Source organism: Williamsia maris (assembly GCF_024171815.1).
Classification (GTDB): Bacteria; Actinomycetota; Actinomycetes; order Mycobacteriales; family Mycobacteriaceae; genus Williamsia_A; species Williamsia_A maris.
In genome coordinates, this window is the sequence record NZ_JAMTCJ010000003.1 from 378055 (window position 1) to 395709 (window position 17655).

Sequence of the window (17655 nt, forward strand, 5' to 3'; positions counted from 1 at the left end):
GCCAGTCTATTCACCGGCGTGTCGGGTGGGACCTACTGAGGAAGGGGAAGGCCGTGGTTCAGGCATACATTCTGATCCAGACCGAGGTGGGTCGTGCAGCCCAGGCCGCCGCCGCCATCGCGGAGATCGCCGGTGTCGCATCGTCGGAAGAGGTCTCGGGCCCCTACGACGTCATCGTTCGAGTGAGCGTGGACGATGCCCATGACCTCGCGGCCACCGTGGTCCCCCGGATCCAGGAGGTCGTCGGCATCACCCGGACCCTCACGTGTCCCGTGGTCACCGACGTCCGCGCCGTCTGACCCGTGAGCACCGACGAGCCCGACGCAGGCGACCCCGGGAAGTACGACACCGAGCACCCGGATACCGACACCGCGGACACCGACACCCACACGACCGCTGCCCCCGCCGCGCCGGCACGACGCAGCCCGGCCCTGATCGCGACGATCGTCGCGATCCCGGTGATGGTCGTCGTGCTGTTCATCGTCTTCGCCGCCGCCAAGAACACGAGCTCACCGGGGCCGTTGCCGCTGCAGTCGGCGGCCGCTCCGCAGTCGGGCGACCAGGGCTGCGCGCGGCTGATCGCCGCACTGCCCCAGACGTTCGAGAACTTCGGTGAGCGCACCGAGTCCGACGGACTCGTCCAGTGGGCCAAGGGTGGCGACTCGCCCGGTCCGGTCCAGCTGCGCTGCGGCGTGCCCCGACCCGACGATCTCGCGCCGACCTCGGCCCTGCAGACCGTCGACCCGGTGCAGTGGTTCCAGCGTGCGCCGAAGGAGGGCGAGAAGGGTGCGCTCTGGTTCGCCGTCGATCACCGGCCCTACGTCGCGCTGTGGCTGCCGAACAACTCCGGCAACGGCGCCATCTCCGACGTCTCGAAGATCATCGAGCAGATACTGCCGCTCGCACCGATCGATCTGGGTTCCTGAGGCGACGACGCCCACGCCTCACTCCGGCTTGGTGCTGCGACTCAACAGCGCGATGATCGCGTCGCGGACGCCGAGTCCCTCGTGGCATACCCGGTGCACGGCGTCGGTCAACGGCATCTCCACACCGTGACCCGCCGCCAGCGCACGCACCGACGAACACGACTTCACGCCCTCGGCCACCTGACCGTTGGTGGCCTCCTGGGCCTCGGTGAGACTGCGTCCCTCGCCCAGGCGTGACCCGAACGACCGGTTGCGTGACAGCGGCGACGAGCACGTGGCGACCAGATCGCCGACACCGGCCAGACCGGCGAACGTCTCCGGTTTCGCGCCGAGCGCCTCCCCGAGCCGGATGGTCTCGGCCAGTCCGCGGGTGATGATCGAGGCCAGCGTGTTCTCGCCGAGTCCGGCCCCCGAGGCCATCCCACAGGCCAGCGCGATGACGTTCTTGACCGCCCCACCGATCTCGCAGCCCACCACGTCGGTGTTGGTATAAGGACGGAAATAGGATGTGCTGCAGGCGTTCTGGATGTCCATCGCGCGCGCCTCGTCCGGGCAGGCCACCACGGTCGCCGCGGGCTGTCGCTGCGCGATCTCCCGCGCGAGATTGGGCCCGGACAGCACCGCGATGCGGTCGGGATCGGCGCCGGTGACCTGCGCGATCACCTCGCTCATCCGCATCAGCGAGTCGCTCTCCACACCCTTGGCCAACGACATCAACGTGGCGTCCGGCGCGATGGACCACCCGGCGAGGTTGGCGCGCAACGACTGCGACGGCACGGCGCACACGACCAGGTCGGCACCGTCGAGCGCCTCGTCGACCGAACTCACCGCGCGCAGGGACTCGGGCAGTGTGATGCCCGGCAGATAGTCGGGGTTGACGTGGTCGTCGGCGATCGAGCGCGCCAGTTCGGGGCGACGTGCCCACAGGACGGTGTCGGTGCCGGCGTCGACCAGCACCGCGGCCATCGCCGTTCCCCACGACCCCGAACCCATCACGGCAGCACGCACGACGACCTCCTCGACCGGGGCCGTCGACTCCGGCCCGCCACCACCCTAGTGCCCCGCCCGCACCGCGCGACCGTCTCCGAGATCCACCGCGGGGCCGACCTCGGATGACGGGCGGGACCCGGGTTGTCGCATAGTGGGGTGATGCAGCACGGGACACGCGAGGGGACCTCGGCCGCGCCGCGGGCGCGGCCGATCGCCGCGGTCCTCGCGGTCAAAGGGCTGGCCGACGCCAAGACCCGCCTGTCTCCGGTGGTCCCGGCCGACGCACGTCGCGCCCTGGTGCTGGCGATGATGAGCGACACGATCTCCGCCGCCCGGGCCGCCGGCGTCGACGACATCGTCGTGGTCACCCCGGACCCCGACGTCGAGGACACGGCCCGTCGACACGGCGCACGTGTCGTCGCCGATGCGCCCACCGACGCGGCCGATCCCACGACGAGTTCGCTCAACCGCGCCCTCACCCGGGGGATCGACGCCGCGATCGGTCTGCGCGACGCACGCATCGTCGTGTTGCAGGCCGATCTCCCCGCCCTGCGCGCACAGCATCTGAGCGCCGCGCTCGCACGCGCCGACGGTCATCGGCAGGCCATCGTCACCGACCGGTCCGGGTCGGGTACCGCGATGCTCATCATCGGCGACACCACCGACGTCACCCCCCGGTTCGGCGTCGGATCCGCGCAGGCGCACCGGGATGCAGGTGCGGTCGATCTCGTCGCCGAGACCGATGACCTCTGGCCGGACCTGCGCACCGACGTCGACACCGTGGACGATCTCGCCGCGGCCATGACCCTCGGCGTCGGACGCGCCACAGCACAGGTCCTCGCCGACGTCGGACTCGGCTCCCTCGCCTCCACACCGACGCCGCATGCGTCATGATGGTGGCGTGGCTTCCCAGGACAGTTCACCCGTAGATCCATCCGCCGACGCCGACGTCACGACGCGACCGCCGGAGGTCGTGACCCCGGCTCTGCCGGTGGCGCCGCCCGCCGCGACACTCGTCCCCGACGAGGGCGCCGATCTCCCCGAGGACCGCTACCTCAACCGCGAACTGAGTTGGCTCGACTTCAACTCCCGCGTTCTGGCCCTCGCCGAGGACACCTCGCTCCCCCTGCTCGACCGGGCCAAGTTCCTCGCCATCTTCTCCTCGAACCTCGACGAGTTCTTCATGGTCCGCGTGGCCGGGCTCAAGCGTCGCGACGAGACCGGGTTGTCGGTGCGATCGGCCGACGGCCTCTCCCCCCGCGAACAGCTGTCGATGATCGCCAAGCGCACCCAGCAGATCGCCGAGCGGCACGCCCGTGTGTTCATGGACTCCGTCCGGCCCGCACTGGCGGACAACGACATCCACGTCGTGTCCTGGGATCAGCTCGCCGACGACGAGCAGGCCCGGATGTCGGAGTACTTCCACGAGGAGGTGTTCCCGGTCCTCACCCCGCTGGCGGTCGATCCGGCGCACCCCTTCCCCTACATCAGCGGCCTGAGCATCAACCTCGCCGTCACCGTGTCCGACGTCGCCGAGGGCGGCGAGCACTTCGCCCGGGTCAAGGTGCCCGACAACGTGAGTCGCTTCGTCGAGGTCGACAAGCTGATGTCGCGGTCGGGTCGGTCGCAGAGCGACGACGACGGCCCCGCGGCGACGATCCTGCTGCCGATGGAGACGCTCATCGCGGCCAACCTCGGGCACCTGTTCCCGGGGATGGAGATCGTCGAACACCACGTCTTCCGGATCACCCGCAACGCCGACTTCGAGGTCGAGGAGGACCGCGACGAGGACCTCCTGCAGGCCCTCGAACGCGAACTCGCCCGGCGTCGCTTCGGATCCCCTGTGCGACTCGAGGTCGCCGACGACATGAGCGAGCACATGCTCGAACTGCTGCTGCGCGAACTCGACGTCAACCCCGCCGACGTCATCGAGGTGCCCGGCATCCTCGACCTCTCGTGCCTGTTCCAGGTGTTCGCGCTCGACCGCCCGTCGCTCAAGGACCGTCCGTTCGTCCCCGCGACACATCCGGCCTTCGGCGAGCGCGAGACCCCCAAGAGCGTCTTCGCGACGCTGCGTGAGGGCGACGTGCTCGTGCACCACCCGTACGACTCGTTCTCCACGAGCGTGCAGCGCTTCATCGAGCAGGCGGCGTCGGACCCACAGGTCCTCGCGATCAAGCAGACGCTCTACCGCACCTCCGGTGACTCCCCGATCGTCAACGCGCTGATCGACGCCGCCGAGGCGGGCAAGCAGGTGGTCGCCCTGGTGGAGATCAAGGCCCGGTTCGACGAACAGGCCAACATCAAGTGGGCGCGGCAGCTCGAGCAGGCGGGTGTGCACGTGGTCTACGGACTCGTCGGCCTCAAGACCCACTGCAAGACCTGCCTCGTCGTGCGCCGTGAGGGGTCGACGATCCGCCGCTACTGCCACATCGGTACCGGCAACTACAATCCCAAGACCGCGCGGCTCTACGAGGACGTGGGCCTGCTCACCGCGGCCCCCGACATCGGCGCCGACCTGACCGACCTGTTCAACACGTTGACCGGGTACTCGCGCAAGCACGAGTACCGCAACCTGCTGGTTGCACCGCACGGTGTCCGGGCGGGCATCATCGCCCGCATCAACGCCGAGATCGACCACCACCGCGCCGGTGACGAACGCGCCCGAATCCAGTTGAAGGCCAACGCACTCGTCGACGAGCAGGTGATCGACGCCCTCTACCGCGCATCGCAGGCGGGCGTGCCGGTCGAGATCGTCGTGCGCGGCATCTGTGCGCTGCGCCCCAACGTGCCCGGGATCAGCGACAACATCTCGGTCCGTTCGATCCTGGGCCAGTTCCTCGAACACTCCCGGATCCTGCACTTCGGGGCGCTCGACGAGTACTGGATCGGCAGCGCCGACATGATGCACCGCAACCTCGATCGGCGTATCGAGGTGATGGCGCAGGTCCGCGATCAGCGCCTGACCCGGGAGATGGGCGAGATCTTCGCCTCTGCACTCGATCCGACGACACGCTGCTGGGTCCTCGAGGCCGACGGCGGGTGGACGGCGTCCCCCGCGGCCGGCGAAGAGGTTCGCGATCATCAACGGGAGATGATGCGCCGACACCGCAGCAGGGCCGACAACTCCGCATAGCGACGACCCAACGTGATGACGTCACACAGGAAATCGGTGTACGCGGCCGGCGGCGTGGTCTGGCGACCGGTCGTCGACGGCGAGCCCGCGATCGAGGTCGCGGTTATCCACCGACCCCGATACGACGACTGGACCCTGCCCAAGGGGAAGTGCGAGAACGACGAGACCTTCGTCGCGACGGCGGTCCGTGAGATCGCCGAGGAGACCGGCTATTCGGTCCGCCTCGGTCGCCACCTGCGTCGGGTCGACTACGACCTGGGTTCGTCGAGCCGCAAGTACGTGCACTACTGGTCGGCGCGGGTCACCGGCGGTGAGTTCGTCCTGAACGAGGAGGTCGACGAGATCGAGTGGTGCACGCTCGCGGCCGCTCGTGACCGGCTCAGCTACGGCGCCGACCGGAAGGTGTTGGCCGAGTTCGCCCGTCTGCCCGCCGACCTGCACACCGTGCTCGTGGTCCGCCACGCCAAGGCCGGTCGGTCGGCGCGGTATCGGGGCGACGACCGCCTCCGACCGCTCGAACCGTTCGGATGGACCCAGGCCGAACGGCTCGTCGAACAGTTCACCGCCTTCGGCGGTCGGTATCTGCACGCCGCCGACCGGACCCGCTGCCTCCAGACCCTCGAGCCGCTCGCCGTGGCACTCTCGGCGCCGATCCGGGTGGAGCCGGCGCTGTCGGAGGAGAGCTACAAGGAGGATCCGGAGTCCGCTCTGACGCGTGTCCGCGAGATCGCGCGCGCCGACGGTGTGCACGTGATCTGTAGCCAGGGCAAGGTGATTCCCGGCTTGTTGGCGTCGTGGGTCGGTGCCGGGCCCGCGTCGATGCCTCGGACCCGTAACCGCAAAGCGGGGATGTGGGTGCTCACCCTCGACGGTGATGACGTCGTGTCCGTCGACCACATCGACAGTCCGCTGCGCCGCGCCGACTCCGACTGATCCGAGCGCGAACAGCCCCGGACAGCAGGCAACCCCCGACGGCGGGAAGTCCATCGGGGGTTGTCAGCTGGTCGTCACTGCCGATCGTCGAGGACGATCAGCGAGCGCGTGCCTTGCGGGCCGGAGCCTTCTTGGCCGCGGTCTTCTTGGCGGGAGCCGCCTTCTTCGCTGCAGCGGTGGCCTTCTTGGCCGGAGCCGCCTTCTTCACCGCAGTCGTCGCCTTCTTGGCGGCGGCGGTGGCCTTCTTGGCCGGAGCCGCCTTCTTCACAGCGGTGGTCGCCTTCTTGGCGGCGGTGGTGGCCTTCTTGGCCGGAGCCGCCTTCTTCACAGCGGTGGTGGCCTTCTTCGCCGGAGCCGCCTTCTTGGCCGGTGCCGCCTTCTTGGCCGCGGTCTTCGCCGGGGCCTTCTTGGCCGCGGTCTTGGTCGGGGCAGCAGTTCCGCTGCCGCGCTTGACCGCCGGTCCGGAGGCACTCAGCTTCTGCTTGCCTGCGACGACGGCCTTGAACTGAGCGCCGGGACGGAAGGCGGGAACCGACGTCGGGCGGACCTTCACGGTCTCACCGGTGCGCGGGTTGCGCGCGACCCGGGCGGCACGCTTGCGCTTCTCGAAAACACCGAAGCCGGTGATGGTGACGCTCTCACCTTTGTTCACCGCGCGAACGATCGTGTCGACGACGTGCTCGACAGCGTCTGTCGCCGTGCGACGGTCGGTGTCCAACTTCTTCGTAAGCTCTTCGATGAGCTCTGCTTTATTCATGGGTTCAACCTCCGCAAGCTGGTGGCCCACGTTGAGCCAGCTACAGCACACGGTAAACGTGAAAATCGAAAAGTTCCACGTCCTACGTGGATAAAGTTTCGGTGTCGCGATGTACGTAGTCCTCCAAGGACATACGATGTCGACCCTCAGCAGATCCTCAGGCGGGCTTCACAGGGTCACCGGTTTCCATACGGGCCTTGCCTTTTCGAACTCAGAAATGGCCTCTACCTGCCGTAATGTCAATCCGATGTCGTCGAGACCCTCGATCAGACGCCACCTCGTGTAGTCGTCAATCCCAAAGCGCACCACCAGGTCATCGACCGAGACGGTTCGATCCTCAAGGCTGACGGTGATTTCCGTCCCGGGCGTTTCTTCGAGCCTTTTCCAGATCAGATCGACGTCGGACTGCTCCACCTGGGCCGCCACCAGACCCGCTTTTCCGGCGTTCCCGCGGAAGATGTCGGCGAAACGGGACGAGATGACGACCCGGAATCCGAAGTCCGAGAGGGCCCAGACGGCGTGCTCGCGCGACGACCCGGTGCCGAAATCGGGGCCGGCCACGAGGACCGAGCCCCGCGACCACGGCTCGTTGTTGAGGATGAAGTCCGGGTCGTTGCGCCAGGCGGCGAACAGGCCGTCCTCAAATCCGGTGCGGGTGACCCGCTTCAGATACACCGCCGGGATGATCTGGTCGGTGTCGACGTTGCTGCGACGCAGGGGTACGCCGATTCCGGTGTGGGTGGTGAACGGTTTCATGATTCCTCGCGGGTCGTGTGGCGGAACTGGTCAGGCGTTCAGATCGGCGGGGGCCGAGAGCCGCCCGCGAATGGCGGTGGCTGCGGCCACCTCCGGCGAGACCAGATGGGTCCGGCCGCCCTTGCCCTGACGGCCCTCGAAATTGCGGTTGGAGGTCGACGCGCAGCGCTCCCCCGGGGCCAGCTGATCGGGGTTCATGCCCAGGCACATCGAGCAACCCGCCTGTCGCCACTCCGCACCTGCGGCGGTGAAGATCTCGCCCAACCCCTCGGTCTCGGCCTGCGCACGGACCCGCATCGACCCCGGGACGATGAGCATCCGCATGCCCTCGGCGACGGTTCGACCGCGCAGGATCTCGGCAACCGAGCGCAGATCCTCGATCCGCCCGTTGGTGCACGAGCCGACGAAGACGGTGTCGATCGAGATGTCGCGCAGCGGCGTACCGGGGATCAGATCCATGTACGCGAGCGCTTTTTCGGCCGACGTCGCCGCCGACGAGTCGCCGAACTCGGCGGGGTCGGGCACGGTCGCGCTCAGCGGGGCACCCTGCCCGGGGTTGGTCCCCCAGGTGACGAAGGGGGACAACGTGGTGGCGTCGATCCGCACCTCCTCGTCGTACACCGCCCCGGGATCGGTGCGCAGGCTCTCCCAGTGCTCGACCGCGCGATCCCAGTCCGCACCGGTCGGCGCGTTGGGGCGCCCCTGCAGGTAGTCGTAGGTCGTCTGGTCCGGCGCGATCATGCCCGCGCGGGCCCCCGCCTCGATCGACATGTTGCAGATGGTCATTCGCGCCTCCATCGACAACTTCTCGATGGCCGAGCCGCGGTACTCCAGGACGTATCCCTGACCGCCGCCGGTGCCGATCTGGGTGATGATCGCGAGGATGAGGTCCTTGCTCGTGACGCCGAAGGGCAGTTCGCCGTCGACCGTGATGGCCATGGTCTTGAACGGACGCAACGACAACGTCTGCGTGGCGAGGACGTGCTCGACCTCCGAGGTGCCGATTCCCATTGCCAGCGCACCGAATGCACCGTGCGTCGAGGTATGGCTGTCGCCGCACACGATCGTCATACCCGGCTGGGTCAGTCCGAGCTGCGGGCCGATGATGTGGACGATGCCCTGCTCGGCGTCTCCCATGGGGTGCAGGCGGATCCCGAACTCGGCGCAGTTGCTGCGCAGCGTGTCCACCTGGGTCCGCGACACCACGTCCGCGATCGGCTTGTCGATGTCGATGGTGGGGACGTTGTGGTCCTCGGTGGCGATGGTGAGATCGGGTCGACGGACCGGGCGTCCGGCGATCCGCAGCCCCTCGAAGGCCTGCGGGGAGGTCACCTCGTGGACGAGATGGAGATCGATGTAGATGAGGTCCGGATTGTGCTGTCCACTGGCATCGGCCTCGCCGTACTGGACGACATGTTCGGCCCAGACCTTCTCGGCCAGAGTCTTCGCTGTACTCATTGCGTCATCACCACATTCGCGTGCATATCAATATTCGGGAGTCTAGTATCGACCTGTGAGACATATTAGCGCACCGTCGGCGTCCGGTGGGACGGGTTCGGCCATGGTCGTCAGCGGGGTCGGTGTCCTGGACAAGTCGGTCGCGGTGCTGCGGTCGATCGCCGAGAGCCCCTGCAACCTCAACGAACTGTGCGTCAAGACCGGTCTCCCCCGCGCGACGGCCCACCGACTCGCGATGGGCCTCGAGACGCACCGCCTGTTGGTGCGCAACACGGCCGGACAGTGGTGTCCCGGCCCGGCGCTGGCCGAGCTCGCCGCCGAGGCGACCGACACGGTGCGTGAGGCCGCGATGATGGTGCTGCCTCGTCTGCGGGAGATCACCGGGGAATCGGTGCAGCTGTATCGCCGTGAGGGCACCCAGCGGATCTGTGTGGCGGCGATGGAACCGCCCACCGGCCTGCGCGACACCGTGCCCGTGGGCGCCTATCTGCCGATGACCGCCGGGTCGGGGGCGAAGGTCCTGCTGGCATGGGCCGATCCCGCGACCCAGCGGACACTGCTGACCGACAGTGCGTTCGGCGAACGCACCCTGCTGGAGATCCGCAGGCGCGGCTGGGCGCAGAGTGCCGGCGAGCGCGAGGCCGGCGTCGCCAGTGTCTCCGCGCCGGTCCGCGACGCCGCCGGCGACGTCGTCGCCGCGATCTCGGTCTCGGGGCCGATCGACCGCATGGGCCGCCGACCGGGATCCCGCTGGGCCGCGGACCTGCTCGCGGCGGCCGACGCGATCCACAAGCGCCTGTTGCACGCCTGAACTCCCCGCATCACCACCCCCGCAGCATCACCACTGACAGGAGCCCCTCCGATGGGAAACAACCAACGGTCGCAGATCGTGATGGGCGACGAGGAGATCGAGTCGTTCCTCGCGCGCAGCCGCACAGCGACATTGGCGACGCGCTCGGCGACGGGATCGGTGCACCTCGTGGCCATGTGGTACGCCCTGCTCGACGGCGAGATCTGGTTCGAGACCAAGGCCAAGTCACAGAAGGCGGTCAACATCCGCCGCGACCCGACGGTGTCGGTGATGGTCGAGGCGGGCGACACCTACGACACCCTGCGCGGTGTCGCCATCGAGGGACGCGCCGAGATCGTCGACGACCCGGACACCCTGCTGCGCGTGGGGATCAGTGTGTGGGAGCGCTACAACGGCGAGTACTCCGAGGAGGTCAAGCCGTTCGTCGACCAGATGATGAACAAGCGGGTCGCGGTGCGGGTCGTCGGGGAACGCACCCGCAGCTGGGACCATCGCAAGCTCGGTCTCCCCGAGATCCCGTTGGCCGGCAACACCGCTCAGTACCTCTAGGGACACTCGTCGATCGGTCGGTGTCGGTCAGCTCGCCGAACCCGAACCCGAACCCGAACCCGGAGCCGACGCACGTCGCTCGGTCGAACGCCGATCGACAGCGGCGCCCACCCCGTCGATCGCGGCGCGGATGAACCGTCCGTAATCCTCGTCGGGTAACGCCGACACCCGGTCGCGTGCGGCCGCGAGATGGTCGGCCGCCGCGTCGAACGAGGCCAACCGCCGGAGGTCGTCGGAGAGGTTCAGGTGCAGCGACGGATAGAACCCGGCCACCCGCAGGCTCGCATGGTGTTGCTGCGCGCGATCGTCGGTCAGCGCGTCCGCGGCGTCGAGTGCGCGCACATCCCAGATCAGTGCCCGGGCCGGGTCGTCGTACAGATCGGCCAGGTGGTGGGCGAGCGTGCACCGGTGCAGCGCGTCGCCGCCGGCGGTGATCTCCGTCCACAGATCCACCAGAGCCGCGCGCGGTTCGTCGGTGTCACCGGAACGGGCGGCGACGACCGCCATGGTGATCCTGTCCATGACGGGATCAGCAGCGTCGGCGGGGTGCGTGTCGGAGTCGGGCACGCGCGAATCGTAGGCAATTGCACCGACACCGGCGATCGGTGCAACGATGGAGCCGCACGCACTCGCGTCGCCCGGCTGTGAGGACCCACCCCCTGTCATGATCGATCCCCGGCCGCACGTCATCGGCTCCTTCGACGGCGAGTACTCCTACCTCGCGAGCGCGGCACCCGTGCCGACCCCGTTCCGGGGCAACGTCTTCTCGACCAGCGAGCACGCGTTCGCGGCCGCACGGGCCGCGAACCCCGACGACGTCGTCCACCTCCTGTCGGTCGACTCCGCCGAGGACGCCACCGCGTTCGGCGAGACCATCGAGGCCGTCGAGGACTGGGACGTCGACCGGTACGCGGCGATGGAGGTCATCGTCGCCGCCAAGTTCGCCCACAACGCCCACCTGGGTGTGCAGCTCGCGGCCACCATGGGCAGCGTGCTGGTCAACGGGAACACGGTCCACGATCAGATCTGGGGAACGTGTCTCTGTCCGCAGCACATCGACGTCGACGGCGACAACGCCCTGGGCGTGATCCTGATGTCGGTGCGGATGCGGCTGGCCGCCGAGCTGGCCGCTCCCGACCCCCTGGAAACAGAGAATCCGTAGCACTTCGGCTCGCTGAGCGAGACGAACTGCTACGGATTCCTTCTGGTAGCCCCGACGGGATTCGAACCCGCGCTACCGCCTTGAGAGGGCGGCGTCCTAGGCCGCTAGACGACGGGGCCAGGAACTTCATCTGTGTCGAACTCGGTCACGCATTCTCGGGAGAATTTGCAACCTCGCCAGATTACTCGGCAGACGATCGAGAACCAAAATCGATTCTCGTCACCACCGCTCGACGCTGGGGTACCAGGACTCGAACCTAGAACGACGGTACCAGAAACCGCTGTGTTGCCAATTACACCATACCCCAAGGTAGGGCTCCCGCTGCCGATCTACGCCAGCGAAAAGCGCCGAGAAGTAGACTAGCAAAGAGCTGGTCGGGAACCGCAAACCAGCAGCTCAGGCGTCAGATTTGCAATACTTCTCCCGGGCCGCGCGCAGCCGGGCGACGGTACTGTCGCGGCCCAGCAGCTCGATGGACTCGAACAGCGGTGGACTGATGTGCGATCCGGTGACGGCCACCCGGACCGGGCCGAAGGCCTTGCGCGGCTTGAGTTCGAGCCCGTCGACGAGCGCCTCCTTGAGCGCCGTCTCGATCGCCTCGGTGGTCCAATCCCCCACGCCGGAGATCGCGGCGATCGCGGCATCGACGACCGGACCGGCATCGGCACCCAGGTTCTTGGCCGCCGCGCCGTCGTCGATCGTGAGGTCGGCGTCGGAGGTGTACAGGAACGACATGAGCCCCCACGCGTCACCGAGCACCTGGATGCGTGTCTGCACCAGATCGGCGATCACCGGGAACGACGAGGTGTCGGCGGTGGCCGCCAGCAGTCCCCGGTCGACGAGGTAGCCACTCAGCCGGGCGGCGAAGTCCTCCGGTGCCAGCCGACGGATGTGCTCGGCGTTGATGGCCTCCGCCTTCTTGAGGTCGAACCGCGCCGGATTCGAGTTGACCTGCCGCACATCGAAGGCCGCGATCATCTCGTCGAGCGAGAACAGGTCGTGGTCGTCGGCGATGCCCCACCCGAGCAGCGCCAGGTAGTTGAGCAGACCCTCGGGGATGAACCCGCGGTCGCGATGGTGGAACAGGCTCGACTGCGGGTCGCGCTTGGACAGCTTCTTGTTGCCCTCCCCCATCACGAACGGGAGATGGCCGAACTGCGGCACGAACTCGGCGATCCCGATCCGGATCATGGCTTCGTACAACGCGATCTGGCGTGGCGTGGACGACAGCAGGTCCTCACCGCGCAGCACGTGGGTGATCTTCATCGTCGCGTCGTCGACCGGGTTGACCAGGGTGTAGAGCGGGTCGCCGTTGCCGCGGGTCAACGCGAAGTCGGGCACGGTGCCGGCCTTGCTGGTCGTGGGTCCGCGGACGAGGTCGTCGAAGGTGATGTCGTGATCGGGCATCCGCAGACGGATCACCGCCGGACGACCCTGCGCGCGGTACTCGGCGCGCTGGGAATCGGTCAGGTCCCGATCGAAGTTGTCGTAACCGCGCTTGGGGTCGCGACCAGCCGCGCGGTGTCGCTCCTCGACCTCCTCCGGGGTGGAGAACGCCTCGTAGGCCTCGCCCGCGGTGAGCAGTTGGGTGACGACACCACGGTGCAGTTCCGAGCGCTGCGACTGCCGGTAGGGCGCATACGGACCGCCCACCTCCGGACCCTCGTCCCAGTTCAGCCCCAGCCATCGCAGCGCGTCGAGCAGCGCCGCGTAGGACTCCTCGGAGTCCCGCGCGGCGTCGGTGTCCTCGATGCGGAACACGAACTGGCCACCGTTGTGCTTGGCGTATGCGTAGTTGAAGAGCGCGGTGCGGACCAGTCCGACGTGCGGGGTCCCCGTCGGCGACGGACAGAAACGGACACGGACGGCACCAGGTTGGGTCATGGTGGTCAGGTTATCGTCCGCTTCAGGAACTCGATGACGAGCCGGTTCACCTCGTCGGGCTGCTCGAGGTAGCCGTAGTGACCCGCCTTGGCCACCTCGCTGTACTGCGCGCCGGGGATGGCGTCGGCCACCTCTCTGGCCAGGTGCGGCGGCAGGGTGCGGTCGTCGGCGAAACCGACGACCAACGACGGCCGCGTGATGGCGCGGTAGGCCGACAGGCGGTCGGCCTCACCGGCGTGCAACTGCAACTGTGCCCGCACGCCGGGCGAGCGGTCCTGACCGGAGAACTCGATGATGTCGAGCCAGTCGCGGGCGTTGGTGTCGTCGGCCAGCGTGTGCGGCGACAGGTTGAGGTGCGCGGCGATGGCCGCGTGGTAGCTGTCCGGCAGCGTGATCCCCTGATCGATCAGGGCGCGCTCACCGGTCGAGATCGCCTCCTGCATCGGGCCGTTGCGGCCATAGGTGGCCAACATGACGGCGCACCGGACGAGGTCCGGTCGCGTCAGCGTCAACTCCTGGGTGATGCGTGCGCCGAGCGAGGTCCCGACCACCGCGGCCGATCCGGCACCGAGGTACTCGATGATAGCCGCGGTGTCGGCGACCATGTCGGCGAGCGAGAAGCCGTCCGCGCATTCACTCGACGGCGCGATGCCACGGTTGTCGAAGGTGACGACGCGGTACCCGGCCTTCACCAGGGCCGGCTGCTGATGCGCCTTCCACACCCGGCCGGGACTCCCCGTTCCCATCACCATGACGACGAGCGGGCCCGACCCGGCGTCCTCGTAGGACAGCCCGATCCCGTTGACACGCGCGGTCTTCGGTGCGACGACCATTCCTCAGCTCCTGTCCACGACGGGGTTGAGCAGGGTGCCGATCCCCTCGACGGTGACCGAGACCTCCTGGCCCGCGGTCATGGGTCCGATCCCCTCCGGCGTCCCGGTCAGGATCACGTCGCCCGGCAGCAACGTCATGATCGCCGAGATCCACTCGACGATCTCACCGACGTCGTGCAGCATCAGCGACGTGCGGCTGCGCTGCTGCACGACGCCGTCGAGCTCGGTGCGGATCTCCAGGTCGGACGGATCGATCTCGGTCTCGATCCACGGGCCGAGCGGGCAGAAGCTGTCGTAGCCCTTGCCGCGGGTCCACTGCCCGTCGGCCTTCTGCTGATCGCGTGCGGTCACGTCGTTCGCGACCGTGTACCCCAGGATCACGCCTGCGGCCGCGGACGCGGCGACGTCCTTGCAGGGACGGCCGATGACGATGGCGAGCTCGCCCTCGAAGTCGACCCGGTTCGAGCTCGGCGGCCGCACGATGGGGACACGGGGTCCGATGATCGAGGTGTTCGGCTTGATGAAGATGACCGGGTCCTCGGGGGCCACGTCGCCCATCTCGGCCGCGTGCGCGGCGTAGTTCTTCCCGATGCAGACGACCTTGCTGGCCAGGATCGGCGCCAGCAGTCGGACGTCGGACACCGGCCAGGACCGGCCGGTGAACGTCGGGGTGCCGAAGGGGTGTTCGGCGATCTCTCGGGCCTGTGCGGAGTCCCCGTCGCCGTCGATGGCGACGAAGGCCACTCCGTCGGGGCTGGCAATTCGTCCTAGACGCATGGTTGGAGACTATCTCACCAGCCGAGACGGACAGTTTCCCGGGACCGGTCTGCGGTACTAACATATGGGCAAGGCGTCTCACATTGTGAACACACAGACCCGAACGCTCACGCCCACAACGAGAGGGACGACATGGTCGAGGACACGACGGCGCCGTCGGTCGCACGCCGATGGGCGATGTTGGTCGCCTCGATCCTCGGTGCGATGTCGACGACCTGCGCCGTGAGCGGTGCCGGTTTCCTGATCCCCGTGCTGCACACCGACGGCGGCCTGTCGCTGGCCGCGGCGTCGACCCTGGCGACCTTCCCGACCATCGGGTTGATGCTCACGATCATCCCCTGGGGTGCCGCCCTCGACCGGTTCGGCGAACGCACCATCCTGCTGATCTCGCTCTCGGCCACGGTGGTCGCCACCGGGGCCGCCGCCGCGGCGTCCGCCGCCGGACTCGGATACGGGGTGATCGCCGCGACGCTGTTGATCGGGGGCATGGTCTCGGCGGCCACGAACGGAGCCAGCGGCCGGATCGTCGTGGGCTGGTTCCCCCCACGCGGACGGGGCACCGCGATGGGGGTCCGACAGACCGCCCAACCCCTCGGTATCGGACTGTGCGCGTTGACCATCCCCGTGCTCAGCGCCGATCACGGTGTGACGGCCGGCCTCTGGGTCCCGGTGGCGATGTCGGTGGTGGGCCTGATCGCGGTGGCGATCACCGTCATCGACCCGCCCCGCTCGGCCGCGGCCGACACCGGCGTCGACCCGGGCGTGAACCCCTACCGCGCATCGTCGTTCCTGCCTCGTGTGCACGCCGTCAGTGTGCTGCTGGTGATCCCGCAGTCGATGCTGTGGACGTTCGTACCGGCCTGGCTGATCGTGGCCCACCACTGGTCACCCGGGCCGGCCGGCGTCCTCGTCACCGTCAGTCAGATCCTCGGTGCGGCAGGACGGATCGCGGCCGGCCGGTGGTCGGACGTGTGGGGCAGCCGGATGAAACCGATCCGGGTCATCGCCCTCGGTGCCGGGGTCGCGTCGGCGGCGTTGGCCGTCACCGACTGGCTCTCCAGTCCGGCTGCCGCGGTGATCATGGTGTTCGCCACCGTGATCACCGTCGCCGACAACGGACTCGCCTTCACCGGTATCGCCGAGTTCGCCGGTCCGCGATGGAGCGGGCGCGCCCTGGCCATCCAGAACACCGGCCAGTACCTGGCCACCTCGGCCGCGACGCCGACGTTCGGGGCCCTCATCGGCGCCACGGGTTTCCCGGCGGCCTTCCTGGTCATGGCCGTCGCGCCGCTGATCGCGCTGCCCCTGGTGCCGTCCGACCCGCGGCCGATCGAGAAGGTGCCCGACCCCGTTGTCGGACACCCCGCGACGTCGTCACCCGGCCGGGGCGAAGACCACCACTGAGTTGTGTCCACCCATCCCCAGCGACGGCTTGACCGTGATGCCGTCGACCATCGGGGTGGCGCCGTCGAGCAGCAGTTCATGACCCGGTGCGACGCGGGGAGCGGCCGGCACCAACCCCGCCTCGGTTCCCAGTGCCGCGGCCGCGATCTCGACCGCGGCCGCCGCGCCCTGGCAATGGCCCGTCAGCGGCTTGACCGAGTACACACCCGGACGTGCGACACCGAAGATCTCCGACAGGATCGCCGTCTCCGCGACGTCGCACTGCTTCGTCCCGGGACCGTGGGCGTTGAGGTACGCGACGTCGTCGGCCCGCACGTTCGCGTCGGCGAGCGCGTCGGTCACGCATCGCATGATCTGGCCGTGGTCGGGATCCACCGACACGACGTGAAACGCGTCGTGACTCATCGCGCCGCCGAGGATGTCGACGTACCCCGTCGCCGGTGAGGTCGTGACGACGAATCCGACCGACGCCTCCCCCATCGCGAACCCGCGACTGCCCTCCTGGAACGGTCGGCAGGCGTCGAGTGGCTCGGTGTCGACGACCCCGGCGCCGAGCCGGACGAAGTGGCGGACGTTCTCGGGCGTCAACGAGAGGTCGGTCGCGACGCAGACCACGTCGTCGACGATCCCGGCGTCGAGCCACATCTTGGCGGTGATCAGCCCCACGTTCCCGGAACTGCAGGTCGCAGAGACGTTCATCGCGGGTCCGTGGAACCCGAATTCCTGCATGAGGGTCGAGATCGGTGTCGACGGGAGCAGTCGGAGGTAGTCGCGTACTCGACGCTCCCCGTTGTCGACGTGGTAGAAATCGCGCCAGTCCTCAACGTCACCGAGGACGACCGCGTGCACCAACCCCACGCGACGCCCCGGTTCCCAGCCGCGGGCGTACGCATCGGAGATGGCCTCGCGCACCGCGCCCTTCATCGCCCGGGCGAACCGGCTGGGGCTGTCCCCGACCTCACCGCCTGCGGGAACCCTTGCCAACCAGACGTCTTCGTCGGCGTCCTCGCTGTAGCCGCCGTGCAACACCGCCGCGGGCTTCCCACTCGAGACGCCGCGCCAGAGTGCGTCGGCACCCCATCCATAACCGGTGTTCGCGCCGATTCCCACGATGCTCGGAATGATTCTCGACATGATTCATCGCCTTTCTTCTCCGTGAGACGTCCCGTGCTGGAAATCCCCCCGAAGTCGATTAACCTCCATCACCACCGCGAGCACAAAATGAATTCGCTATCCAGATTTTCGATTAGCCAGTCGACACAAAACATGCGCTGGCCTG

18 protein-coding genes and 2 tRNA genes are annotated in these 17655 nt (G+C 68.3%); 9 read left to right on the forward strand and 11 right to left on the reverse strand.

What is annotated here, in order from left to right; genetic code table 11:
• Nucleotides 1-53: 53 nt before the first annotated feature.
• A complete protein-coding gene (locus LX13_RS15115) occupies nucleotides 54-299 on the forward strand; it encodes an Lrp/AsnC ligand binding domain-containing protein (protein WP_253662138.1) in 246 nt (81 codons plus the stop codon).
• A 3-nt stretch (nucleotides 300-302) separates the two neighbouring features.
• On the forward strand, nucleotides 303-926 hold the full coding sequence (locus LX13_RS15120) for a DUF3515 domain-containing protein (RefSeq protein WP_253662139.1): 624 nt from the start codon (nucleotides 303-305) through the stop codon (nucleotides 924-926).
• Between the two features lie 18 nt (nucleotides 927-944).
• Here LX13_RS15120 and LX13_RS15125 read toward each other — a convergent pair whose 3' ends face one another.
• A complete protein-coding gene (locus tag LX13_RS15125) occupies nucleotides 945-1919 on the reverse strand; it encodes an NAD(P)H-dependent glycerol-3-phosphate dehydrogenase (protein WP_253662776.1) in 975 nt (324 codons plus the stop codon).
• Nucleotides 1920-2075: 156 nt separating this feature from the next.
• On the opposite strand from LX13_RS15125, the gene cofC reads away from it, so the two are divergent.
• Genes cofC through LX13_RS15140 form a run of 3 tightly spaced genes read left to right on the forward strand, consistent with a single transcriptional unit; the run spans nucleotide 2076 to nucleotide 5985 of the window.
• Entirely contained in the window at nucleotides 2076-2810 is a 735-nt protein-coding gene (cofC, locus tag LX13_RS15130; RefSeq protein WP_253662140.1) for a 2-phospho-L-lactate guanylyltransferase, read from the forward strand.
• The gene (locus LX13_RS15135) at nucleotides 2800-5052 is read left to right on the forward strand and encodes an RNA degradosome polyphosphate kinase (protein ID WP_372499916.1); all 2253 of its coding nucleotides are present in this window, start codon (nucleotides 2800-2802) and stop codon (nucleotides 5050-5052) included. The genes cofC and LX13_RS15135 overlap by 11 nt, the downstream gene beginning before the upstream one ends.
• A gap of 15 nt (nucleotides 5053-5067) precedes the next feature.
• On the forward strand, nucleotides 5068-5985 hold the full coding sequence (locus LX13_RS15140; RefSeq protein WP_253662141.1) for an NUDIX hydrolase: 918 nt from the start codon (nucleotides 5068-5070) through the stop codon (nucleotides 5983-5985).
• 97 nt (nucleotides 5986-6082) lie between these two features.
• Here the strand turns inward: LX13_RS15140 and LX13_RS15145 are convergent, their stop codons facing one another.
• The 3 genes from LX13_RS15145 to leuC form a co-directional block, all read right to left on the reverse strand.
• Nucleotides 6083-6742, reverse strand: coding sequence for an HU family DNA-binding protein (locus LX13_RS15145; RefSeq protein WP_253662142.1), 660 nt, complete (start codon nucleotides 6740-6742; stop codon nucleotides 6083-6085).
• Between the two features lie 168 nt (nucleotides 6743-6910).
• On the reverse strand, nucleotides 6911-7498 hold the full coding sequence (gene leuD, locus LX13_RS15150; protein ID WP_253662143.1) for a 3-isopropylmalate dehydratase small subunit: 588 nt from the start codon (nucleotides 7496-7498) through the stop codon (nucleotides 6911-6913).
• Nucleotides 7499-7528: 30 nt separating this feature from the next.
• Complete coding sequence (gene leuC, locus LX13_RS15155) at nucleotides 7529-8956, reverse strand: 3-isopropylmalate dehydratase large subunit (protein WP_253662144.1); 1428 nt, start codon at nucleotides 8954-8956, stop codon at nucleotides 7529-7531.
• Nucleotides 8957-9059: 103 nt separating this feature from the next.
• Here leuC and LX13_RS15160 point away from each other — a divergent pair, with 103 nt between their 5' ends.
• Together LX13_RS15160 and LX13_RS15165 are read left to right on the forward strand one after the other, a co-directional pair.
• Nucleotides 9060-9767 (forward strand): IclR family transcriptional regulator, encoded by a 708-nt coding sequence (locus tag LX13_RS15160; protein ID WP_188490560.1) that lies wholly within the window; start codon nucleotides 9060-9062, stop codon nucleotides 9765-9767.
• A 51-nt stretch (nucleotides 9768-9818) separates the two neighbouring features.
• On the forward strand, nucleotides 9819-10316 hold the full coding sequence (locus tag LX13_RS15165) for a pyridoxamine 5'-phosphate oxidase family protein (protein WP_253662145.1): 498 nt from the start codon (nucleotides 9819-9821) through the stop codon (nucleotides 10314-10316).
• A gap of 27 nt (nucleotides 10317-10343) precedes the next feature.
• On the opposite strand, the gene LX13_RS15170 is transcribed toward LX13_RS15165, so the two are convergent.
• Nucleotides 10344-10838 (reverse strand): hypothetical protein, encoded by a 495-nt coding sequence (locus tag LX13_RS15170; RefSeq protein ID WP_372499946.1) that lies wholly within the window; start codon nucleotides 10836-10838, stop codon nucleotides 10344-10346.
• A 142-nt stretch (nucleotides 10839-10980) separates the two neighbouring features.
• Between LX13_RS15170 and LX13_RS15175 the strand changes: the two genes are divergently transcribed.
• The gene (locus tag LX13_RS15175) at nucleotides 10981-11478 is read left to right on the forward strand and encodes an NADAR family protein (RefSeq protein WP_253662146.1); all 498 of its coding nucleotides are present in this window, start codon (nucleotides 10981-10983) and stop codon (nucleotides 11476-11478) included.
• 43 nt (nucleotides 11479-11521) lie between these two features.
• Here the strand turns inward: LX13_RS15175 and LX13_RS15180 are convergent.
• The 5 genes from LX13_RS15180 to LX13_RS15200 all read right to left on the reverse strand — a co-directional run bounded on the left by LX13_RS15180 (nucleotide 11522) and on the right by LX13_RS15200 (nucleotide 14972).
• Nucleotides 11522-11597 (reverse strand) — tRNA-Glu (locus tag LX13_RS15180).
• A gap of 116 nt (nucleotides 11598-11713) precedes the next feature.
• A tRNA-Gln gene (locus LX13_RS15185) sits at nucleotides 11714-11785 on the reverse strand.
• Between the two features lie 89 nt (nucleotides 11786-11874).
• The gene (gltX, locus tag LX13_RS15190) at nucleotides 11875-13362 is read right to left on the reverse strand and encodes a glutamate--tRNA ligase (protein ID WP_253662147.1); all 1488 of its coding nucleotides are present in this window, start codon (nucleotides 13360-13362) and stop codon (nucleotides 11875-11877) included.
• 5 nt (nucleotides 13363-13367) lie between these two features.
• The gene (locus tag LX13_RS15195; protein ID WP_253662148.1) at nucleotides 13368-14195 is read right to left on the reverse strand and encodes an alpha/beta fold hydrolase; all 828 of its coding nucleotides are present in this window, start codon (nucleotides 14193-14195) and stop codon (nucleotides 13368-13370) included.
• 3 nt (nucleotides 14196-14198) lie between these two features.
• Complete coding sequence (locus LX13_RS15200) at nucleotides 14199-14972, reverse strand: fumarylacetoacetate hydrolase family protein (RefSeq protein ID WP_253662149.1); 774 nt, start codon at nucleotides 14970-14972, stop codon at nucleotides 14199-14201.
• 132 nt (nucleotides 14973-15104) lie between these two features.
• Between LX13_RS15200 and LX13_RS15205 the strand changes: the two genes are divergently transcribed.
• The gene (locus LX13_RS15205; protein ID WP_253662150.1) at nucleotides 15105-16376 is read left to right on the forward strand and encodes an MFS transporter; all 1272 of its coding nucleotides are present in this window, start codon (nucleotides 15105-15107) and stop codon (nucleotides 16374-16376) included.
• Here LX13_RS15205 and LX13_RS15210 read toward each other — a convergent pair.
• Nucleotides 16347-17510 (reverse strand): beta-ketoacyl synthase N-terminal-like domain-containing protein, encoded by a 1164-nt coding sequence (locus LX13_RS15210; protein ID WP_253662151.1) that lies wholly within the window; start codon nucleotides 17508-17510, stop codon nucleotides 16347-16349. The genes LX13_RS15205 and LX13_RS15210 overlap by 30 nt on opposite strands.
• Nucleotides 17511-17655: the final 145 nt, after the last annotated feature.

What these genes read in the sequence shown, in the direction of transcription:
- LX13_RS15125 (WP_253662776.1), bottom strand. Translation starts at nt 1,919, where the DNA reads ATGGGTTCGGGGTCGTGGGGAACGGCGATGGCCGCGGTGCTGGTCGAC.
- cofC (WP_253662140.1), top strand. Translation starts at nt 2,076, where the DNA reads ATGCAGCACGGGACACGCGAGGGGACCTCGGCCGCGCCGCGGGCGCGG.
- LX13_RS15135 (WP_372499916.1), top strand. Translation starts at nt 2,800, where the DNA reads ATGCGTCATGATGGTGGCGTGGCTTCCCAGGACAGTTCACCCGTAGAT.
- LX13_RS15140 (WP_253662141.1), top strand. Translation starts at nt 5,068, where the DNA reads ATGACGTCACACAGGAAATCGGTGTACGCGGCCGGCGGCGTGGTCTGG.
- LX13_RS15145 (WP_253662142.1), bottom strand. Translation starts at nt 6,742, where the DNA reads ATGAATAAAGCAGAGCTCATCGAAGAGCTTACGAAGAAGTTGGACACC.
- leuD (WP_253662143.1), bottom strand. Translation starts at nt 7,498, where the DNA reads ATGAAACCGTTCACCACCCACACCGGAATCGGCGTACCCCTGCGTCGC.
- leuC (WP_253662144.1), bottom strand. Translation starts at nt 8,956, where the DNA reads ATGAGTACAGCGAAGACTCTGGCCGAGAAGGTCTGGGCCGAACATGTC.
- LX13_RS15160 (WP_188490560.1), top strand. Translation starts at nt 9,060, where the DNA reads ATGGTCGTCAGCGGGGTCGGTGTCCTGGACAAGTCGGTCGCGGTGCTG.
- LX13_RS15165 (WP_253662145.1), top strand. Translation starts at nt 9,819, where the DNA reads ATGGGAAACAACCAACGGTCGCAGATCGTGATGGGCGACGAGGAGATC.
- LX13_RS15170 (WP_372499946.1), bottom strand. Translation starts at nt 10,838, where the DNA reads ATGGACAGGATCACCATGGCGGTCGTCGCCGCCCGTTCCGGTGACACC.
- LX13_RS15175 (WP_253662146.1), top strand. Translation starts at nt 10,981, where the DNA reads ATGATCGATCCCCGGCCGCACGTCATCGGCTCCTTCGACGGCGAGTAC.
- gltX (WP_253662147.1), bottom strand. Translation starts at nt 13,362, where the DNA reads ATGACCCAACCTGGTGCCGTCCGTGTCCGTTTCTGTCCGTCGCCGACG.
- LX13_RS15195 (WP_253662148.1), bottom strand. Translation starts at nt 14,195, where the DNA reads ATGGTCGTCGCACCGAAGACCGCGCGTGTCAACGGGATCGGGCTGTCC.
- LX13_RS15200 (WP_253662149.1), bottom strand. Translation starts at nt 14,972, where the DNA reads ATGCGTCTAGGACGAATTGCCAGCCCCGACGGAGTGGCCTTCGTCGCC.
- LX13_RS15205 (WP_253662150.1), top strand. Translation starts at nt 15,105, where the DNA reads ATGGTCGAGGACACGACGGCGCCGTCGGTCGCACGCCGATGGGCGATG.
- LX13_RS15210 (WP_253662151.1), bottom strand. Translation starts at nt 17,510, where the DNA reads ATGTCGAGAATCATTCCGAGCATCGTGGGAATCGGCGCGAACACCGGT.